Annotated in this window: 8 protein-coding genes; all 8 read left to right on the top strand. The window is 55.7% G+C overall.

The features are described from left to right. The first annotated feature begins 94 nt into the window (after positions 1–94). Positions 95–9799, top strand: coding sequence for an autotransporter-associated beta strand repeat-containing protein (locus MUU51_RS20185; protein ID WP_258968458.1), 9705 nt, complete (start codon positions 95–97; stop codon positions 9797–9799). Between the two features lie 119 nt (positions 9800–9918). After that, entirely contained in the window at positions 9919–11529 is a 1611-nt protein-coding gene (locus MUU51_RS20180; protein WP_258968622.1) for a mechanosensitive ion channel family protein, read from the top strand. Further along, entirely contained in the window at positions 11529–12650 is a 1122-nt protein-coding gene (locus MUU51_RS20175) for a BamA/TamA family outer membrane protein (RefSeq protein WP_159774449.1), read from the top strand. Before MUU51_RS20180 ends, MUU51_RS20175 begins: the two co-directional genes overlap by 1 nt. A gap of 31 nt (positions 12651–12681) precedes the next feature. Then, on the top strand, positions 12682–13683 hold the full coding sequence (locus MUU51_RS20170) for a porin family protein (RefSeq protein WP_258968621.1): 1002 nt from the start codon (positions 12682–12684) through the stop codon (positions 13681–13683). Continuing rightward, complete coding sequence (locus MUU51_RS20165) at positions 13683–14813, top strand: BamA/TamA family outer membrane protein (RefSeq protein ID WP_159774420.1); 1131 nt, start codon at positions 13683–13685, stop codon at positions 14811–14813. Before MUU51_RS20170 ends, MUU51_RS20165 begins: the two co-directional genes overlap by 1 nt. Then, entirely contained in the window at positions 14813–15919 is a 1107-nt protein-coding gene (locus MUU51_RS20160) for a DUF4056 domain-containing protein (RefSeq protein ID WP_159774445.1), read from the top strand. The genes MUU51_RS20165 and MUU51_RS20160 overlap by 1 nt, the downstream gene beginning before the upstream one ends. Before the next feature lie 197 nt (positions 15920–16116). Next, positions 16117–17289, top strand: a complete 1173-nt coding sequence (locus MUU51_RS20155; RefSeq protein WP_159774418.1) for an OmpP1/FadL family transporter — start codon at positions 16117–16119, stop codon at positions 17287–17289. 176 nt (positions 17290–17465) lie between these two features. Next, complete coding sequence (locus tag MUU51_RS20150; RefSeq protein WP_258968457.1) at positions 17466–18539, top strand: YncE family protein; 1074 nt, start codon at positions 17466–17468, stop codon at positions 18537–18539. Positions 18540–18563 lie beyond the last annotated feature (24 nt).

The raw sequence follows: 18563 nt of genomic DNA, 5'->3' as shown, positions 1-18563 counted from the left end.
CAAAGTTGTACTACTTTTACAAAAAGTAAGATCTGCCTTTTTAGCCCGTCACTCGTTCGTTTTTTTTCAACGTCTTGATTTTAATGGAATGCGTATGAACAGAATTTATCGTCTTGTCTGGAGTCACGTTGCCTCCGCATTTATCCCGGTTGCAGAATTTACTGCCGGACATCGAGGAAAAGCATCACGCGCTGGACGGCGAAAACTTCTGATCTCCGGGGCGCTGGTTGCCGGGTTGATGCCCGTAGCCGCCCTCGCAGATGATGTGAACTGGGCAACTGATCATCCCACTTATGCGTTTTCAGAGGAACCGGATTACAACTTTGACCGAGTGATAGATACCGGGACGGCGTACGGCATTGACATCACTACGGCGGATTCCAATTTTGCTGCAGGTACCACGCTGAACATCGGCGGCAGTATCCCGACCTTCCCGACCTATACCAACAATGGCGTGACAAATAATCCCGTATCGGTGGTGGATGCGCTGCCCGCGGGGGCCGGTAACCGCATTATTACCATAAATGCGACCGACTCGAACAACGTCACCACACCGATTACGGCCGATAATATCGCCGATTTTACCTACTCCCCCAGCCCCGCAGTTCCGCAGCAAAATCAGGAACTGAATGTTGAAGTGCCGGGCCTGGACGGTAGCTATGAGGTGGTCAGCGTCTATGACTCTTCTACATTTACATCGGCCGCAGATGTGCCGGTCGCTGAGATGCAGATACCGGTCTACGATCCCGATTCGGTGCGGATCCTCAATGATTTTGGCATTGCCTACGTCAGCGAAGGTGGTGGCACGGCCAATATCAACGTCGGTGCGGATACTGCGGGCACGACGCTTATTTCAGCCCCCGTAAATACCATTGATCTGCTGGCGAAAAATTCGACGCTGGCGTTTGTAGCGGCTGAAAGTGGAAACGCGGGGGCGGCGAACTGGCAATCGGATAATTACATCCACTTCAGTCCGGCGGCGGTTATCGCCAACCAGTCAAGCCAAACCAATGTACAAAGTACGCAATATAACTACACACTGACTCTGCCGGAGTATGAAATCGGTCCGTTGGGCAAAGTTCGGCTGGTCGGCAACAAAGAATTCGATATCACTTCGTCCGCAGATATTGCTGATGTCAACAATTTCCTGGTGGGTCAGGGGGCGTATGCCGGTAAATCACAGGTGCAGTACTGGCTGCTGGCCGGGGCGTCAGTAGACGGTAGCGATCCGATCACCTCATCCACACAGGCGCAAACGACCTACAACGGCATTATTACCGATCTGCTGGGTCAGGCGGAAAGCACGACCATTAATGTGGAATACAACGTCTGGGATGACCTGGATTCACATACCAATAACGCCACGATAGGCACCGGTAACCTGCGGGTCATTTACGCCACAGGAAAAGATGCCACAGGCACGGTGACGGATATTGGGAGCCTGGCGGTCGACGGTGCGACGGCCGTGATGCAAGCCGACAACGGTGCCGTTATCACTAACAATGGCGCGATTAACGCCTGGAGCAGCAGTGGTAGCAGCCCGACAACCGTAGGGATGCGGGCGACCGATGCGACGGCGACCAACAACGGCGTACTGAACGCCGGGCTGTTCCTCGAAAAAGACGGCAGTAATCAGAATGTGAATAATGCCGGGTCGGCGGCTATCGCTGCCGATGGCAGCAGTACCGTCACTAACACCAACAACGGCCATATCAACGTTGCCATTACTGATACGGCAACCCATAACGCCTACGGTATTATCGCCGGGAATACCGCCAATGTGACTAATGCTGAAGGTGGCACTATAGCGATTGTCGGCAACAGTCATAATACCGATGGTAAAGCTGGCGCATATGGCGTGCTCACTGGTGACGCCGCCAACTTCACCAACCAGGGAGCCATGTATGTGGGCAGCACCCCGGTTATTGATGGGACAGCTCCCACCGCGGTTAACCTGGTGGGAAGTGGTGATTTTACGGCAGCGATTGCCTCCACGGGCACCGGCACTATCCTCAATGATACCACCGGGGAAATTACCCTGATGGACAATACCCGCAATGCGGCAGGGATCCTGGTCAATGGCGGTGGTGCGACGGTCACCAACAATGGTGAGATTAATGTGTTAGGTAAGCTGGTCAACGACTCAGCTGCCGCCAACTATGGGATGTACGTTAAAGATAATACCGGTGTCGTCACCAATAACGGCAATATTCAGGTCGATGGCGACAACAATATCGCGCTGCGCGTACTGGCACAGGGCGCGAATGCCAAAATGACGTCCACCCAGGACAGCACCATTATCGTCGGGGCGGAAGGGGAGTTGGGGGGCACCGATGATAATCCGTATGCCTACCGTAACTATGCGGTGTATGCCGAAGGGTTGAATGGCAAAGCGGCGACGGTGCAGCTGGATTCGACCGTGCGTCTGCTTGCAACCGGTGCGATTGGTGCCCATGCGCGTGGTAACTCGACCATTAACGTCGGCGCACCTGCCTCCTTAACCTTTGAAAATACTGATCAGATTGGCTACTACGCCTGGGGACAGGGGGCAAGTATCAATATCGCCAACCCGACCATTACGGATGATGGGCAAGCCCGTTCGATTCTGTTTGCGGTTGATAGCGGGGCGAAGTTCACGGGGGAGACCACCGGGGGTGACTACAATCTGACCGTTGCCGGCACCGGCTCCACCGGGGTTTTTGCGAATGGCCTCTCGCAGGACGGCTCGGTGGTGACTGAAGTGACTACCGGTAACGCGCAGATTAACGTCAGCGGCACGGATGCCGTTGGGGTGAAAGTCACCGGCGGCGCAGTGGGCACCATCAGCGATGGCGCGATAAATCTGAATGGTGATAACACCACTGCCGTACTGGTGGATGGGCGTAATTACACTCTCACAGGCGTTGACACAGATGGTGATGCGCTTGACACCAAAGTGAGTTCTTCCGCGAAAATCGGGTCAGCGGCGGGACAAACCGGCATTGTTGGCTACAACGTCTCGCATAAAGGGGATTTGACCCTCAATAGCGGGGCGGATCTCACGCTGAATGGCAACACCAGTACCGGGGTGCTGTTGCATGATGGCGGTATTGCAATCGTCAATTCCGACGTCAGTGTGGCAGGGACGTCAGTTACGCCAGGTACAGGTAACATCGGGGTGGATATTCAGAACGCCGGTGAACTGACCAACAACGGTGCCATTACCGTCTCCGGTTTAGAGGGCAGCGAAAATGTCGGGGTACGGGTCCAGGGGGCTGGCGCTATCGTCCACCAGTTGGGGGATGTCTCGGCGAATGGAGGCCTGGCGGCGGTACAACTTACCGGGGATAGCGCAGCCCTGACGGTCAACGGGACAGATAACCATATCAGCGCCAGCAGGGGAGCTGATGGGGTGCTTATCGACAGCACCGGCGCATCCTCTTTTAATGCCAGCAACACCACCATTGATATCACCGACAGCGGTGCGGGGATAAATAACAATGCCAACGCCAGTAGCATTAACCTGACCAATGTCACAATCAATGCCGACGACGGCCCGGCGATTCGTACCGCAGTGACCTTTGATGCGGAAGGCAGCGGCAACGTGCTGAATGTCAGCGGCAGCGGCGGCGGTTTTGCCTTTATGAATGCCGACGGTTCAGACACCACCGGCGACCTGACAATCGGCACCGGCTACACCATCAATGGCAACGGCGACGGCAGCCGGGGGATCCTCGCGCGGACTAACGGTAATGTTATCTCCGGCACCAGTATCACCATGGCGAGCGGCGCTGGTGCGGCGATTGAAGCGACTGATGCCGCCAGCCTGACCAACAACGGTATCATTGCGACCAGCAGCGATACCGGCAGCACGATCCTGGCGCAAAATACCGGGGCGTTTACCAACACCAGTTCCATCACCTCCAGCAGTACCAGCAACAGCCAGTCGCTTATCGATCTTAGCGGTGACGTCGATTCACGTAATATCACCAACAGCGGCACCATCACCAGCCTGAGCCAGAATGCGACCGTGATTGATGCCACGGGTAGCGCCAATAACACCCTGACCAACAGCGGCATCCTGAAAGCGGCCAGCAGTACGGCGAAAGTGATTGCGCTCGGCAGTGGTAACGACAGCGTGACCTTAAGCGATACCGGGCAGCAAACGCAGGGTGAAATCCTGATGGGCGCTGGTAACGACCAGTTTAACTGGAGCGGCGGCAGCCTGACGGGGGGCGTCACCTTTGAAGGAAACGGCGGGCTGGACAGCGCCACTGTCGGTAGTGTGGATATCGCCGATACCACCCATATCCTCAGTGAAGGCGGCACCGGCAGCACGCTGACCTTTGAAGGTACCAAAGGCAGTATTGGCTCACTGACGGCGGATGATCTCGCGACCGGCACCAATATTGGCACTGGCTGGAGCACCCTGACCCTTACTGGTGCCGGGGCCGACATGCGTGTCGCGAAAGATCTCACGCTGTCAGGCGCACCTGTTATCAACGTCAATGACGGTGCAATACTGCGAACCGGCGACAGCGCGACAGTGGACGGTGAGGCGACTATCCACAATTACAATATCGCCACGGCGGGCAGCGGCGCGAAGATCTCCTTCGACGGTAGCGACGATCAGACCTACAGTGGTGTGATTTCCGGCACTGGTGGTATGGAGCGCATCAACGGCGGCAACACCATTCTGCTTGGCGATAACACCTACACCGGCGACACGCTGATTGGTGGCGATTCAGAACTGAGCCTCGGTAATGGCGGCGATGTGGGTAGCCTGTCAGAACAAACCAACATCACCGACAACGGCATCCTGACGGTTAACCATTCTGACGTGGTCACCCTGGGCGGCGTGATTTCCGGCAGCGGTGATTTCCGCCAGATTGGCACAGGTTTGACACGTCTGAACGGAAACAACAGCTACGCAGGTACCACCGACGTAGAACAGGGTACGTTGCTGATTAACGGTGCGCAGAGTGGCGCCGGGTTAACCACGGTTTACACGGGCAGCACGCTTGGCGGCTACGGCACGATTGGTGGCAATGTGCTCTTCCAGGGTGGTACGACCCTGAAACCAGGTGATGATAACCGGGGTAACGGAACCGGAGTCTTGACGGTTAATGGCAACCTGACGCTTGCCAGTGATACCAACAGCCATTTCCAGCTTGGGGAGTCCTTTACTCCCGGAGGAACGCTTAATGACCTGGTTCAGGTCAACGGTAACCTGACGCTGGACGGTACTTTAAATGTTGATCAGACCAGCGATGGTCGCTTCTTGCCTGGCGTATATCGTTTGTTTAATTACACCGGGGCATTAACCAATAACACCATGGAGATTGGTTCACTGCCCACGCCAACCCAACAGCTTTATTCCATTCAGACCTCTATTGGCAATCAAGTCAACCTGGTACTCAGCTATACCCTGCCTCTGGGTAAATTACAGTTCTGGGATGGGGACCCGGATGGAAACAATCACGGTACTGGTACAGGTGATGAGACAAGCGGTAATGGAGTTGTTGATGGGGGGAACGGTACCTGGTTTGCCAATGAAGGAAGTACCAGCAATAACTGGACACAGCAGGATGGTAACGGGAATGAACCGTGGAATGAAGGTGCCTTTGCGATCTTCCAGACCAAAGGCGGGACCGTCACATTATCGAATGAGAATGGTCCTGTGCGTGCTTCAGGGATGCAGTTTACGGCTGATGACTACATTCTTAATGGTGATTCGACTACCCCATTGGAGATGATCGAGACCCAGGTTGCAGGGGGATTAGTACCGGACAACGCCTACACCAGTGAAGGGGAAACGGATGCGGGTCGTTTCTTCGTGATCCGTGTCGGGGATGTCAGTGATACGGGCACAATTTCCGGTGCAGATATCACGACGACCATTAATGCCAATCTGGTCGCTAATACCCTGAGTCTTCCAGATAAACCTGCACTACGGTTGCTTAAAACCGATGCCGGTCGCTTGATCCTCAACGGTGATAATACCTTTGCGGGTGGGGTTGAGGTATGGGGAGGCACGCTGCAGGCCAGTCGTGATGAAAATCTCGGGCTAGCCGGAACATCCATCACGCTGAACAATGGGGCCACGTTCCAGTCAGGTGATGATTTTACTACCCAGCGAAAAATTTTCCTGGGGGAAAATGAGGGCGGCACCTTCGACACCTACGGTCATACTTTCACCCCAACCGGCGTGATCGGGGGCGATGGTTCGCTGGCAGTGGTGGATAGCTCCACCGGAAACGGCGCGGGCCAGTTGGTGCTCAACACCGCCAACACCTACAAAGGTGATACTACCATTACCGGCAAAAACGGCATCGGTACGCTGACGGTTAACGCCAACACCACGGGCGCATTCGGTAAACAGGACAGCACCGTGTCGTTGACCGATGAGGCCGTGGTTAATTTCAACAACGACGCCAGCGCGCAGTCACACACCTTTGATGTCAATAATTCGACCCTGGCGTTTAACAGCGGCGCTACTGCCGAATCGAGCACCATCGGCCTGACCGCCGGCACTGCCAGCTTTACCGGCAGCAGTAATGCAGGCAGCGCGACCATTAATGTCGATAACACTTCACGGTTGTTGATGTCAGGCAGCGCCGACGGCGGCACCAGCGTCACCACCAACGCCGGTACCGTGGCGTTTTCCGGCAATGCCCAGGCGGCTAACGCGCGAATTGCCAACCAGAGCGGCGCGAATGTGACGCTGGCGGATGCGGATAGTAAAACCTCCATCGGCTCACTCTCCGGCGAGGGTAGCGTTAACCTGGGCAGCAAGACCCTCAGCGAGGGGAATCTCAACCTTAACGACACCATCAGCGGCCTGATTTCCGGCGTCGGTGGCGGGCTGGAAAAAGTCGGCACCGGTATTCTGACGCTCACCGCTGACAACACCTATACCGGTGCGACGTCGGTGATGAACGGCGCGCTGCTGATTAACGGTGACCAGAGCGCGGCCACTGGCGCCACCAGCGTGGCCAGCAACGCGACGCTCGGCGGGGAAGGGACCCTCGGGGCCAATGTCACCGTGGCGGATAACGGCCACCTGACGCCGGGCAAAGACCTGAGCAGCGTCGGCGTGCTAACCATGAACAATCTGACGCTTGCCAACAATGCGCAGCTCGATTTCCAGTTCGGTAAATCGAATGTCCCGGATGCCAACGATCCGCTCAACGATCTGCTGGTGGTTAACGGTGATCTGACTCTCGACGGCAAACTCAACATTGCCCAGACCCCTGGCGGCAAGTTCGACGTCGGCGTGTATCGCGTCATCAACTACAGCGGCAATCTCACCAACAACGGTCTGCAATTCGGTACCGTACCGGACGCGGCAAACCAGCTGTACGTACAAACCTCCGTAGCGAATCAGGTCAACCTCGTTAACACCTCGGGGCTGGTGCTCAACTTCTGGGATGGTACGGGGGGGCCTAATGGCGGGCTGAAAAACAACGGCAAAATTGACGGTGGCGACGGCGTCTGGCAAAACAGCGGCGGCAACGATAACTGGACTACCGATCAGACCGATCCCGCGGGTGCGATTAACGCCCCGTTCAGCGATGGCGCGTTTGCGGTGTTCAGCGGTAGAAAAGGCAACGTCACCGTCGATAACAGCCTCGGTGAAGTACTCATTAGCGGCGCGCAGTTCACCACTAACGGCTACGTGATTAACGATGGGGTGATCACCACCAATACTGCCGATACGGTGATCCGCGTCGGCGACGGTACCGCGCTTGGCAGACTCTACACCGCGACCATCAATTCGCAAATCACCGGCAGCGGCGGCATCGACAAAACCGACGTCGGCACCCTGGTGCTGAACGGCAACAACAGCTATCGCGGCGGTACCACCGTCAGTGGCGGCGTGTTACAGGTCAGCGGCGACCAGAACCTCGGGGCCGCAGACACCGGTATCACGCTGAATGGCGGGATCTTCCGCTACGGCGCGGCGTTTGATACCGCGCGTGCGTGGACCGTCGGCGACAACAGCGGCACCATTGATACCAACGGCAATGATGTCTCTCTGCTCTCCGCTGTCAGTGGCAGTGGCGGCTTAACCAAAGCGGGCGACGGTACGCTGACGCTGACCAAAGACAGCAGCTACAGCGGGTTGACCACCATCCGCAACGGCACCCTCCAGCTCGGTAACGGCGGCGGTGCAGGCAGCGTGGCCGGTAATATTCTCAACCTGGATACGCTGGTGGTGAATCGCAATAACACGGTTGATCTCGACGGTGTGATCTCCGGGACGGGTGACTTCATCCAGCGCGGTAGCGGCACCACTTATCTGAACGGTCTGAATAACTGGAGCGGCTACACGCTGGTGGAAAACGGCACCCTGATGGCGGGTGGCGCTTCACGCTTCAGCGCGAAGTCCTCGCATATCGTCAGCCAGAACGCGACCCTGGATACCGGCGGACGCAACCAGACGGTAGCGAACCTGGTGAACCAGGGGACCGTTAATCTGCGCGGCGGTAATGTTGGCTCAACGCTGACCGTCAACGGCGACTATGTGGGGATGGACGGCACGATCAAAATCGCCGCCCAGCAGCACAGCCCGGGCGTGGCGGACAAACTGGTGATCAACGGCGGTACCGCGACCGGTACCACCCGACTGGACATCGATGTCAGTCAACTCGGTGAACCGACCACCGGTGACGGCATTATGGTGGTGGAGGCCAAAAATGGGGCGACCACCACCGCACAAACGACCAAAGACGCCTTTAACATCGGCCGCGATAAACTGATCGCCGGAGCGTGGCAGTATCAGCTGTATGCCGGAAATGCGAGCGGTGCCGGGGAAGACTGGTTCCTGCGCGCGGGTTACAGCCCGATAGTGCCGGGCTTCGATACCTTGCCATCGATCGTTCGTCAGGCGGATTTGTTCGTGCTCGGCACGCTGCATCAGCGCGTGGGTGATGAGCAGCCGTGGCGTGCGGATGTGCCGGAAGATCAGGAAGGGCGCTTCTGGGCGCGCTATCTGACCAAAACTGTCGATCAGCATCTGGATGATGCCACCAGCAGTAAGAGCCATTCGCAGTATGACGGGATGCAAATTGGCCTCGATCTGTGGCAGAACGACAAATGGCGTACCGGGATCTACACCACCTTTATGGATCTCGACAGTTCGGTCAGCGGTAACACCGGTATGGGCGGCGGTTCAGCGTACAACTCAACGTTCTCCTCCTACATTGGCGGCTATGCCACCTGGACCGATACCAATGGTTTCTATGTTGATAATGTGTTGCAGTACGGTTACCATTCAGTCGATCTGAAAAGCGAAGGCAGTTCCGATACTTACCATCCAAATGGCAACACCGTGACCGCCTCTGTAGAAGTGGGCAAACCATGGCAACTTGGCGACAGTAACTGGGCCTTTGAACCGCAGGCGCAGCTGGTGTGGCAGTGGAGCAACTTCGATGATGTGACCCTTAACGATGGCGTCGATACCCATGTCAGCACTGACGCCGATAGCGCGGTGATTGGGCGTCTCGGTGCACGTCTGACCGCGGATTACGATACCAACATGGGTAAAGTGAAACCGTACGTGCGGGTGAACTTCTGGAAAGAGCTGACTGATGGCGAAGATGCGGTGACCTACAGCAATGGTGCCAACAGTCACGGCAAGACCACCCTCAAGGCTAACCAGCAGTTCAGCGCGACGGAAGCCGCAGTGGGTGTGACGTGGACGGTCACCAATGATGTACAGGCATATACCGAAGTAGGCAAAACCTGGGATAACGGCGACAACACCAACGTGGATGCAGACTTGTCTGCCTCGGTGGGGATGAAAATCCGCTTCTAAGGTGTCTTGAATTAGCCTAAGGCTGGTCTATGCTCAAATCAGAGCAGGCCAGCCTTTTGCTTTTGTGCTCTGAATAATAACGATAATTTTTACTTCTGCGGGTGTTGATTATGAACAGGATGCGGCATGTTTTACTGGCGTGGCTTTCGCTGTTGCTTGCGTTTCCGTTATTCGCCGCCGAACCCCGGCTGCAACCCACTGATCAGGAGCGGGCGCGGACGGTCTATATTTTCCACCAACCGATTGTCATGCTTCAGGCAAAGTTTGGCCTCAGCACGCCGGAAGAGCGTGTTCTGCGCATTCGCAATACGCTTCGTGCATTCACCCATGACGACGTTAGCAAACCGCTGACCGTCGAACCCATAACCCGTTATAACCAGCCCGCGCGCCTGTTCCTGATGAACGGCAAACCGATAATGTTACTGAGCCAGGCCGATCTGGATGAAGGGGATGACTTAACCCTCGATCAGGCTGCCCAGCGGGTGTTGGCGCGTATGGAGCTGCAGCGCTCGGCGTTAAGCGACCAGTACAACACCGGATATCTGGTGCTGGCGGTGCTGAAAACCGTGGCAGGCGCTTTGGCGGTAGCACTTTTATGCTACGGCGCGTACCGCACCTGGCGCTGGGTAAGGCGCTATAACCTGATGATGTTGCTGGAAAAGCGCGGCATTATTCCCATTAGCTGGCGGCGTTTTTTAGGGGCGATTGAATCTAAGCTGTACGGCCTGCTAATGATCCTGGTGTCGCTGCTGGCGGTGTACCTGTGGCTCGGCTGGGCATTCAGCCTGTTTCCCTGGACGCGTGTCTGGGGAGAATCGCTCGGCGACTGGACTTACCGGGCGCTGCAAAAAATCACGGTGTCGATTGCCTCAGCGCTGCCCGGCTTGCTTATCGTTTTGATTATCTTCCTGATTACATCGTTTATTATTAAATTATTGAAGGTTTTACTTAACCAGGTGGCGGCGGGTAAAGTGCAGCTCCCTGGTTTACATCCGGAAACGGTTGGCACCACGCGCAAACTGATTTCGGTGATGGTCTGGTTATTCGCTCTCTCAGCCGCCTATCCCTTCCTGCCTGGTGCAAACTCGCTGGCGTTCAAAGGGATCAGCGTCTTCTTCGGACTGATGCTGACGCTCGGCTCTGCGGGGGTGATGAACCATGCCATGAGCGGACTGGTGCTTATCTACTCCCGCGCATTGCACAAAGGTGACATTATCCGAATTGCAGACAATGAAGGCCAGGTCAGCGAAATCGGGTTGCTGGCCACCAAAATAATTACTCGCGAAAACTACGTTGTGACGGTGCCCAACGCGGTAGTGGTCAGCGGCAAAATTACCAACCTCAGCGCGCAAAACCCTGGCGGCGGTGTGAACCTCACGACCGGCGTAACCATCGGCTATGACACGCCGTGGCGGCAGGTGCACGCGATGCTGGAGCTGGCGGCCCGTCGTACCGACGGTATCGTCGATCATGCCGAGGCGCCGCTGGTGCGTCAGCTCAGCCTGATGGACTGGTACATTTCATACGAACTTCAGGTGCGACTGCTGCCGGGTACTTCACTGGCGGTGGCGCGTAACGCGCTGCACAGCAATATTCAGGACGTGTTTAACGAATTTGGTGTGCAGATTATGTCGCCGAACTTCGTGCTGCAGCCGGAAGACGCGGTGATGGTGGCGAAAGAGAACTGGTATGCGGCCCCTGCGACGCCGCCGGGCAGGCCGGAGGCATGATGCGGCGCAGACTGGCAGCACTGGGGCTGCTGTTCACCAGCATCCACAGCTTTGCTGCGAGTATGTTCGACCCGCAGGACGGTATGTTCGACATGAGCGACTACCTGCGCGATAACCGTTACGGCTTTTTACCGATTCCGATGATGATAACCGAACCGGCGATTGGCTACGGCGGCGGTCTGTTTGGCCTGTTTTTACACGGTAAAGGGTCGATGGATGGCGATCGCTTTATTCCGCCAAACATGTCGGCGTTTGGCGGCGGTGCAACGGAAAATGGCACCTGGTTTGCGGGCGGTGGGCATCGACACACCTGGAATAACGATCACATCCGCTATCTGGTCGGTGCGGGTTATGCCAATATCAACCTCGATATTTACAGCGGTGATGTACTGGGATTTGGCAAAAATCGCGCGATTAACACCAATACTAAAGGCTACGGTGCGTTGCAAAGGCTGCAGTTTCGCGTGGGAGATTCCCCGGTCTTTCTCGGGGTAACGCAAATTTATGCTCGCACCGAAATTTCTGCGGATAACAACAAGCTGATCAATGCGGCCTGGCAGCGTGTGTTCGGCAGTGAAAGTACCTCGTCTGCCGTCGGATTGATGGCGGAATATGACACCACAGATAATTTTTTCTATCCTCACAAAGGGCTGTCATTAAGCGCGGAGTACCGATTTTACAGTTCTTTTCTGGGAGGCGACTATCGCTACAATCAGTTGACTCTCGATGGTAAATATTTTCTGCCGTTAAGCCCAACGCTCACGCTGGCACTGGCCGGTGACTATCAGGCGCTGACCAACAGCGATCAGCATCTGCCGCCAATGACGCGACCGGATATTAATCTGCGGGGTATTTCGCGTTATCGCTATCAGGGCGATTACGTGGCGACCGCGCAAACTCAGCTTGCATGGCAGGTTACGCCGCGCTGGATCCTGCAAGGATTTGTCGGCGCGGGCAGTGCTGCCAATGATAATAATGATCTGTTCAGTACCAGCGAAGTGGCCTGGGGAACAGGTTTTCGCTATCTGATTGCCCGAAAATACGGGCTGTATACCGGTGCAGATATCGCCTTTAGCGGGGGAGATCAGGCGGTCTATTTTAATGTCGGCTCCGGGCTATAGGCGGAGCAACGCGTAAATGAGAAAAATGATGATGAAATGGAGTCAAACTCTGGTCCCTCTGCTGCTGATTTCCGGCGCAGCCTGTGGTGCTACCCCCCCTCAGACGGATGCGAGCGGCAGCAGCGACAGTTCGCTCAGCACCGAGGATTCATCCTCCAGCGACAGCATGTTCCCTATCTGGGGCGACGAGGCGCGTGCGCGCGGGTACTCCATTCCGCTGCCGTTCGGGGTCAACGTCAGCTATATGAACATGCGCCAGAACATCAACGTCGACAGCATCTCGCTGACCGGGCTGAAAGTGGGTGGGATGCCGATCCCGGATGACATGTTCAACATCGGCATCGGCGACACCCGTCAGCGCAGCGAAACTGAAAACTTGCGCCTGGACATGTGGGTGTTCCCGTTCCTCAACGTCTACGGCATTCTCGGCCATACCAAAGGCTCGTCGGTGTCGAACATCTCCGTGGATGCCGATCCCTCCAACTATGCGCCCGGTACGATCCTCCATCCTAATCGGGATCACATTATCGCCCAGGCGGTACACGCCGGTTATGAGAGCGGGGCATTGCAGGATCTCGACTTCAAGCTGAACTTCGAAGGCACGACTTACGGGGCGGGGGTGACCCTGGCGGGTGGCTATGGCAACTGGTTTACTATCCTCGATACCAACTATACCCAGACCAGTTTTGATATTCTCGACGGAAAAATTTCTGCGCTTACCGTGTCGCCTCGTGTAGGCTATCGCTTTGAATTTCAGGGCCTGGACGGGCCGTCGCATCTCAGTTTGTGGGTCGGAAGCATGTATCAGGACGTTCAGCAGGAATTTAAGGGCAACCTCTCTGACCTGAATCTGCCTTCTCAGCTGAATAGCGTGGTGGAAGACGGGCGCTTTGACGTGAAACAGCACCTGACGTCACCGTGGAATATGCTGTTGGGCGCGCAGTACGAAATCACTCAGAATTTCAACGTCCTGACCGAGTTCGGCTTTAACGATCGTAATAGCTTCTTTGTCGCGGGTGAATATCGCTTCTGATGAACAAATGGTTAGCAGTGCTGGCAGGGCTGGTGAGCGCAGGAATGGCGACACCGGCCATGGCCGAAATCAGTCAGCAGTCGATTGATGATTTTCTGGGAAAGCTCGGGGCCGATAACCAGTATGATCCCAGCAAAGGCATCGACTGGAGCGTGCTGCCGGGGCCGTTTTATACCCCGGAACTGAAGCTCGGACTCGGCACGGCAGTGGCGGGGATTTATCGTATGGATCCCAACGACAAAAAGACTCAAAACTCATCCATTTCCTTCACCGGGTTCGTCAGTACCAGCGGTGCGCTGGGCCTTGGGCTGCATAACTACACTTTCTTTACCGATGACCGCTGGCGTCTGTTTGTTGACGGCGGTATCGCCAAAGTGCCGACTAAATTCTGGGGCGTAGGCTACGATGCGGCGCAGGGCAGTTCGCAGAAATATGACGATAACTCAATCCAGGTGCATCCACAGCTGATGCGCCAAATTGTGGATAATCTCTATCTCGGCGTCGGCTGGGACTTCTCGTCGATGAACGCCAACGTCGATGATCGCAAGCCAGGCGATAAATTCTCGCAGTACACCGACTCGACCAATCCGCTTAGCTCTGGCGCGACCGTCAGCGTGAACTACGATTCGCGCGATGCCATCACCCAGCCGCATCACGGGCAGTACATCAGCGTGGAGTACAGCTATTTCGACCCGTCTTTAGGGTCTGACACGCACTTCACCGCCACTAAGCTGCAATACAATTACTATCATCCGATCGATGATAAACGCGTGCTGGCGTTTGACCTGTGGGGACGTTTCACCCACGGCGATGTGCCCTGGGACCGGCTGTCAGAAGCGGGTGACGATAACCGTCTGCGCGGCTACTATCAGGGACGCTACCGCGATAACGACGTGGTCAGCGGCCAGGTCGAGTACCGGCAAAAACTCAACTGGCGTCACGGCTATGTGCTGTGGGCCGGTGTCGGCGCGCTGGGCAGTTCGCCGTCAGATTTAGGTGATAACCCGCTGCTGCCATCGGTTGGCGTGGGGTACCGTTTTGAAGTGAAGCCTGCGATGAATATCCGGCTTGATTTAGGTTTTGGCCGGGAAAGTGCCGGTTTCTATTTCCAGGTTGCGGAGGCGTTTTGATGCGGGGCTGGTTGTTGAGTTTTCTGTTGGTAACGAGCACGGTGATGGCAAGCGACACGCTGCTGCCGGTAGAACAGGCCCGGCGCGTATCGCCGGTCGTCGGCCATCTGGTCGCGCCGGAGTCGCTGCGCCCGTGCTGTGCGTTTGGCTATGACCTTAATGTGCGCGCAATTGGCGTACCTATCCCGGTGTATCAGATTGGTAACGTGCTGACCATCGACACGCTCGGGCATCATCATTACAACGACAGCGCGCTAGCGGCGGTAAAAGATTTGATCGGCCTGAACGATGAAAAAAGCGGGCTGATATATACCCATCGCGGCGGGTTTATCGACATCGCCCACGTGCGTGATACCGCCGATAACACCTTCTATATTTTCTCGCGGATTTACCCGAAGCTGGGTAGCCAGTGGCGATTCTTCTACAGCGAAGAACTCGGCCTGCGTCGTGTTCAGCTCAACGCCTTTACACCTCCGGCATCGATGCCGCAGCGCTACACCCTGGCGGCGTGGCTGGCGGGGAAAATAGCCTTTGAACTGGCGCAATGGCATGAGATTGCCCAATGGTACGGCTTCCAGTCGGTGCCCGGTTTCTCTGAGGAAATTTCTGCGTTTTCGCCGGAAGACCTCTACTCCAATCTGCTCGGCGCACGGCTTGCCATTAACGTGATTCTGCAAGGCAACGCCGGTTCAATTGATGCCTATAACAAGGCGATGGACAAGCAAATCCATCAGGCGTTGGTTGGGCTTGGTGTGGTGACGCGCGAGCAAACCGAAAGAATGTTCCGGGAAGTGGACGGCGACTGGTGGAACAGCAAGCGCCGGGTGCCGGACAAATTCCTGGTGCTCAAGCGCAATTATTCACTCAGTGAAAATCGCTTCCCGACCCCGGTGCCATTTGAAAATGCAGATCCGTATCAGCTGCACATGCCCGCAGTGATTGACGGTATTAAGCTCTCCACGCTAGGCGAGCTGCAAATCTATAAAGGGCGTGGTATGGAACGTCTGCCATCGCCGGCCGACTACTACACGCCGGCTCAGTTCCCGCCGCTGGCTGAAAAAGCGCAGGCCGCCGATAAAACTCAGCTTGATCGTATGCTGAAATAGTCACGGCGTTTAATTATAAATAGTTCTTTTACTGAAGAAGCAAGTCCCCCTTTGCTATTCTTTTGCCCCTTCTAAATGAAGGGGTTAACCGTCGGTTTGTTACTGGCAAATTCGTGGTGGGTAACTATGCTTTTTTTACCAATAACAATGCATACCCTCCTCTGGGTATAGAACGTTTATTTTTTGGCAGGTAGCAAATGAAAAAACTCGCCCTCGTGTGCTCTGGATTGCTTTGCACATCTCTTGCACATGCTAGTGCTCTCTATTTCTATGAAATCGGGACTGAAGATACTGCTCTGGCTGGTGCCGGGCAGGCCGCGCGTGCGCAGGACGCGTCGACAATCGCCAGCAACCCGGCGGGGATGACCCGCTTGCCAGACCATATGTTTACCGGTGGTTTACAGGCGCTGGGCGGGAATATCGATTATCAGCTTGATAACGACAGACAAAGCCCTGGCAACGTGCTGGATGTGATGCCTAACGGCAACGCATTCTATAGCCAAAAGGTGACCGATAACCTGTACGCCGGGATAGGCATGTATGGCAACTTTGGTCTCGGCATTGATTACGGTGACTGGGCGGGAGATGGCCTGGTCAAAAAGAGTACCATGATGGCGCTGACCATCAGCCCGTCACTGGCGTATAAGCTCAGCGATCGTGTTTCCGTCGGCGCGTCGGTGAATGCGAACTACGGTTTTTTCAGCCTGACGCGTAACGTAGACGGCGATGATAAAACGCAGAAAGATCACGACTGGGCCGCCAGCTACCGTCTCGGTCTGTTAATGCAGTTGACCGACCAGACCCGCGCCGGTATTACCTGGAACAGCAAAACGGATTACGATTTTGATATCGATGGCAAGGTGCGTCTGCCGCAGGGTAACTTTGAACTGCCGTTGACCGCGCAGGTTCGCGCGCCGCAGCAAATCATGCTGAGCCTGGTGCATGATATTAATAAGCAGTGGTCTGTGATGGGCGATTTGGGGTGGCAGGACTGGAGTGAGTTCGGTGCGCCGCAAATCACCGTTGAAGGACAGACAGTCAACAACAACAGCCGCCTGAAAGACACCTGGCATACCGCGCTTGGTGTGCAGTATCGTCCAACGGAGCAATGGCGTCTGAATGGTGGTGTCGCCTTTGACAGCACGCCATATCACGACCAGGGCAATATGTCCCTCAGTATGCCAACCGGCGACGAATGGCGTTTTGCCAGCGGGGCGCAGTATCAAATTACCCCGGCGAGCAATATTGGCCTCGCGGTGGAATATCTGCATATGCAGTCGGGCAAAGTCTCTTCGCCGGAGGTCTTCTCTGGCCATATCGACAATCCGTATTTCTGGTTTGCGAGCGTCAACTACAGCTATCAGTTCTGATGAACGTTGCCCGGCGGCGCTTGCATGTCGGGCGAAATGGCTTGAATTACCTCAAGGCCCCTTTCTGGGGCCTTTTCTTTTGCCTTCAAAAACCCTGCATGTTTATGCTTGAAACAATGAAGATAATGCGTATAGTTCTCATTTTCGTTTTTATTTAATTTTGCAGGGAACTTTTCATGAAACGTCAACTCACCGCAATGGCGCTGGCTTTCTCGCTGGCGGGATGTGCTTCGCAGAGCGCTCCCGTAGCCCCAATCCCCCCAAAAGTGACCGCATCTGAGGCGGCTGAAAATCTGACTCAACGTGAACTGGCCGACGGCCTGTATGAAATGGCTCTGAACCCGAAAGGGGATGCGCTGTATGTTGCCAGTGCGGAAGGGTTTAAAGACGTGCAGGGCGGGGTGGTATACAAACTCGACTCACAAACGCTGCAAACCGTTGGCGCCAGCCACACCGATTTGAAAAACTTTGGCATGGCCATTTCTGACGATGGTCAAACCGTCTACGTCACCAACTCCCTTGATGGCGGTATCAGCGCCCTGAACACCGCCGACGGCAAGGTGAAAGCCCGTCTGCTGTTCCCGGAGCGTAACGAAAAAGGCCTGCCGTACGGCGCGCGCCAGATTCTGTTGCACAACGACACGCTGTACATCGGGGCGGTGGCGGACCCGGCGGTGATTTGGGTGGTTGATGCAAAAACGCTGAAGCTGAAAACCCGCATCAAAAACACCGGAAAATGGATGACCGGCCTGCACTATTCCACGAATACCGGGCGCATTTATGCAGCCAACGGCGGCGGTGAAATTCTGGTGATCAATCCACGCAACAATCGCATCGAACAGCGCTGGAAGCCTCTGGGAGACAAACCGGCGCTGCTGCTGAATATCGCTGAAGATAACGCCATCGGCCGTCTGTTTGTCACCGACAATTCCGAAGCCAAAACCACTCTGGTGCTGGATATTCACAGCGGAAAAGTGATTAAGACGCTGGAAATCGGCGATTCACTCGGCGTGGTGTTCAACCCGAAACGCCATGAAATCTATGTCTCGCAGCGTGAATCCGGCAAAGTGCTGAGCCTCGATGCCACCACCTACGCGGTGAAAAAACGCTGGGATTTGAAGCCGAACCCGAACAGCCTGCTGCTCTCCGCCGATGGTCAGACGCTGTACGTCACCGTCAAGCAAGCCTTCAATAAAGATCATTCAACCACTGGACCCGACAGCGTCGTACGCATTGCTTTGAACAAATAAAAAAGACCGGCCCGGTAACGGGTC

This window comes from Scandinavium manionii (genome assembly GCF_024764775.1).
GTDB classification, from domain to species: domain Bacteria; phylum Pseudomonadota; class Gammaproteobacteria; order Enterobacterales; family Enterobacteriaceae; genus Scandinavium; species Scandinavium manionii.
This window is presented reverse-complemented; position numbering and strand designations above follow the sequence as displayed.

What these genes read in the sequence shown, in the direction of transcription:
- MUU51_RS20185 (WP_258968458.1), top strand. Translation starts at nt 95, where the DNA reads ATGAACAGAATTTATCGTCTTGTCTGGAGTCACGTTGCCTCCGCATTT.
- MUU51_RS20180 (WP_258968622.1), top strand. Translation starts at nt 9,919, where the DNA reads ATGCGGCATGTTTTACTGGCGTGGCTTTCGCTGTTGCTTGCGTTTCCG.
- MUU51_RS20175 (WP_159774449.1), top strand. Translation starts at nt 11,529, where the DNA reads ATGCGGCGCAGACTGGCAGCACTGGGGCTGCTGTTCACCAGCATCCAC.
- MUU51_RS20170 (WP_258968621.1), top strand. Translation starts at nt 12,682, where the DNA reads ATGAAATGGAGTCAAACTCTGGTCCCTCTGCTGCTGATTTCCGGCGCA.
- MUU51_RS20165 (WP_159774420.1), top strand. Translation starts at nt 13,683, where the DNA reads ATGAACAAATGGTTAGCAGTGCTGGCAGGGCTGGTGAGCGCAGGAATG.
- MUU51_RS20160 (WP_159774445.1), top strand. Translation starts at nt 14,813, where the DNA reads ATGCGGGGCTGGTTGTTGAGTTTTCTGTTGGTAACGAGCACGGTGATG.
- MUU51_RS20155 (WP_159774418.1), top strand. Translation starts at nt 16,117, where the DNA reads ATGAAAAAACTCGCCCTCGTGTGCTCTGGATTGCTTTGCACATCTCTT.
- MUU51_RS20150 (WP_258968457.1), top strand. Translation starts at nt 17,466, where the DNA reads ATGAAACGTCAACTCACCGCAATGGCGCTGGCTTTCTCGCTGGCGGGA.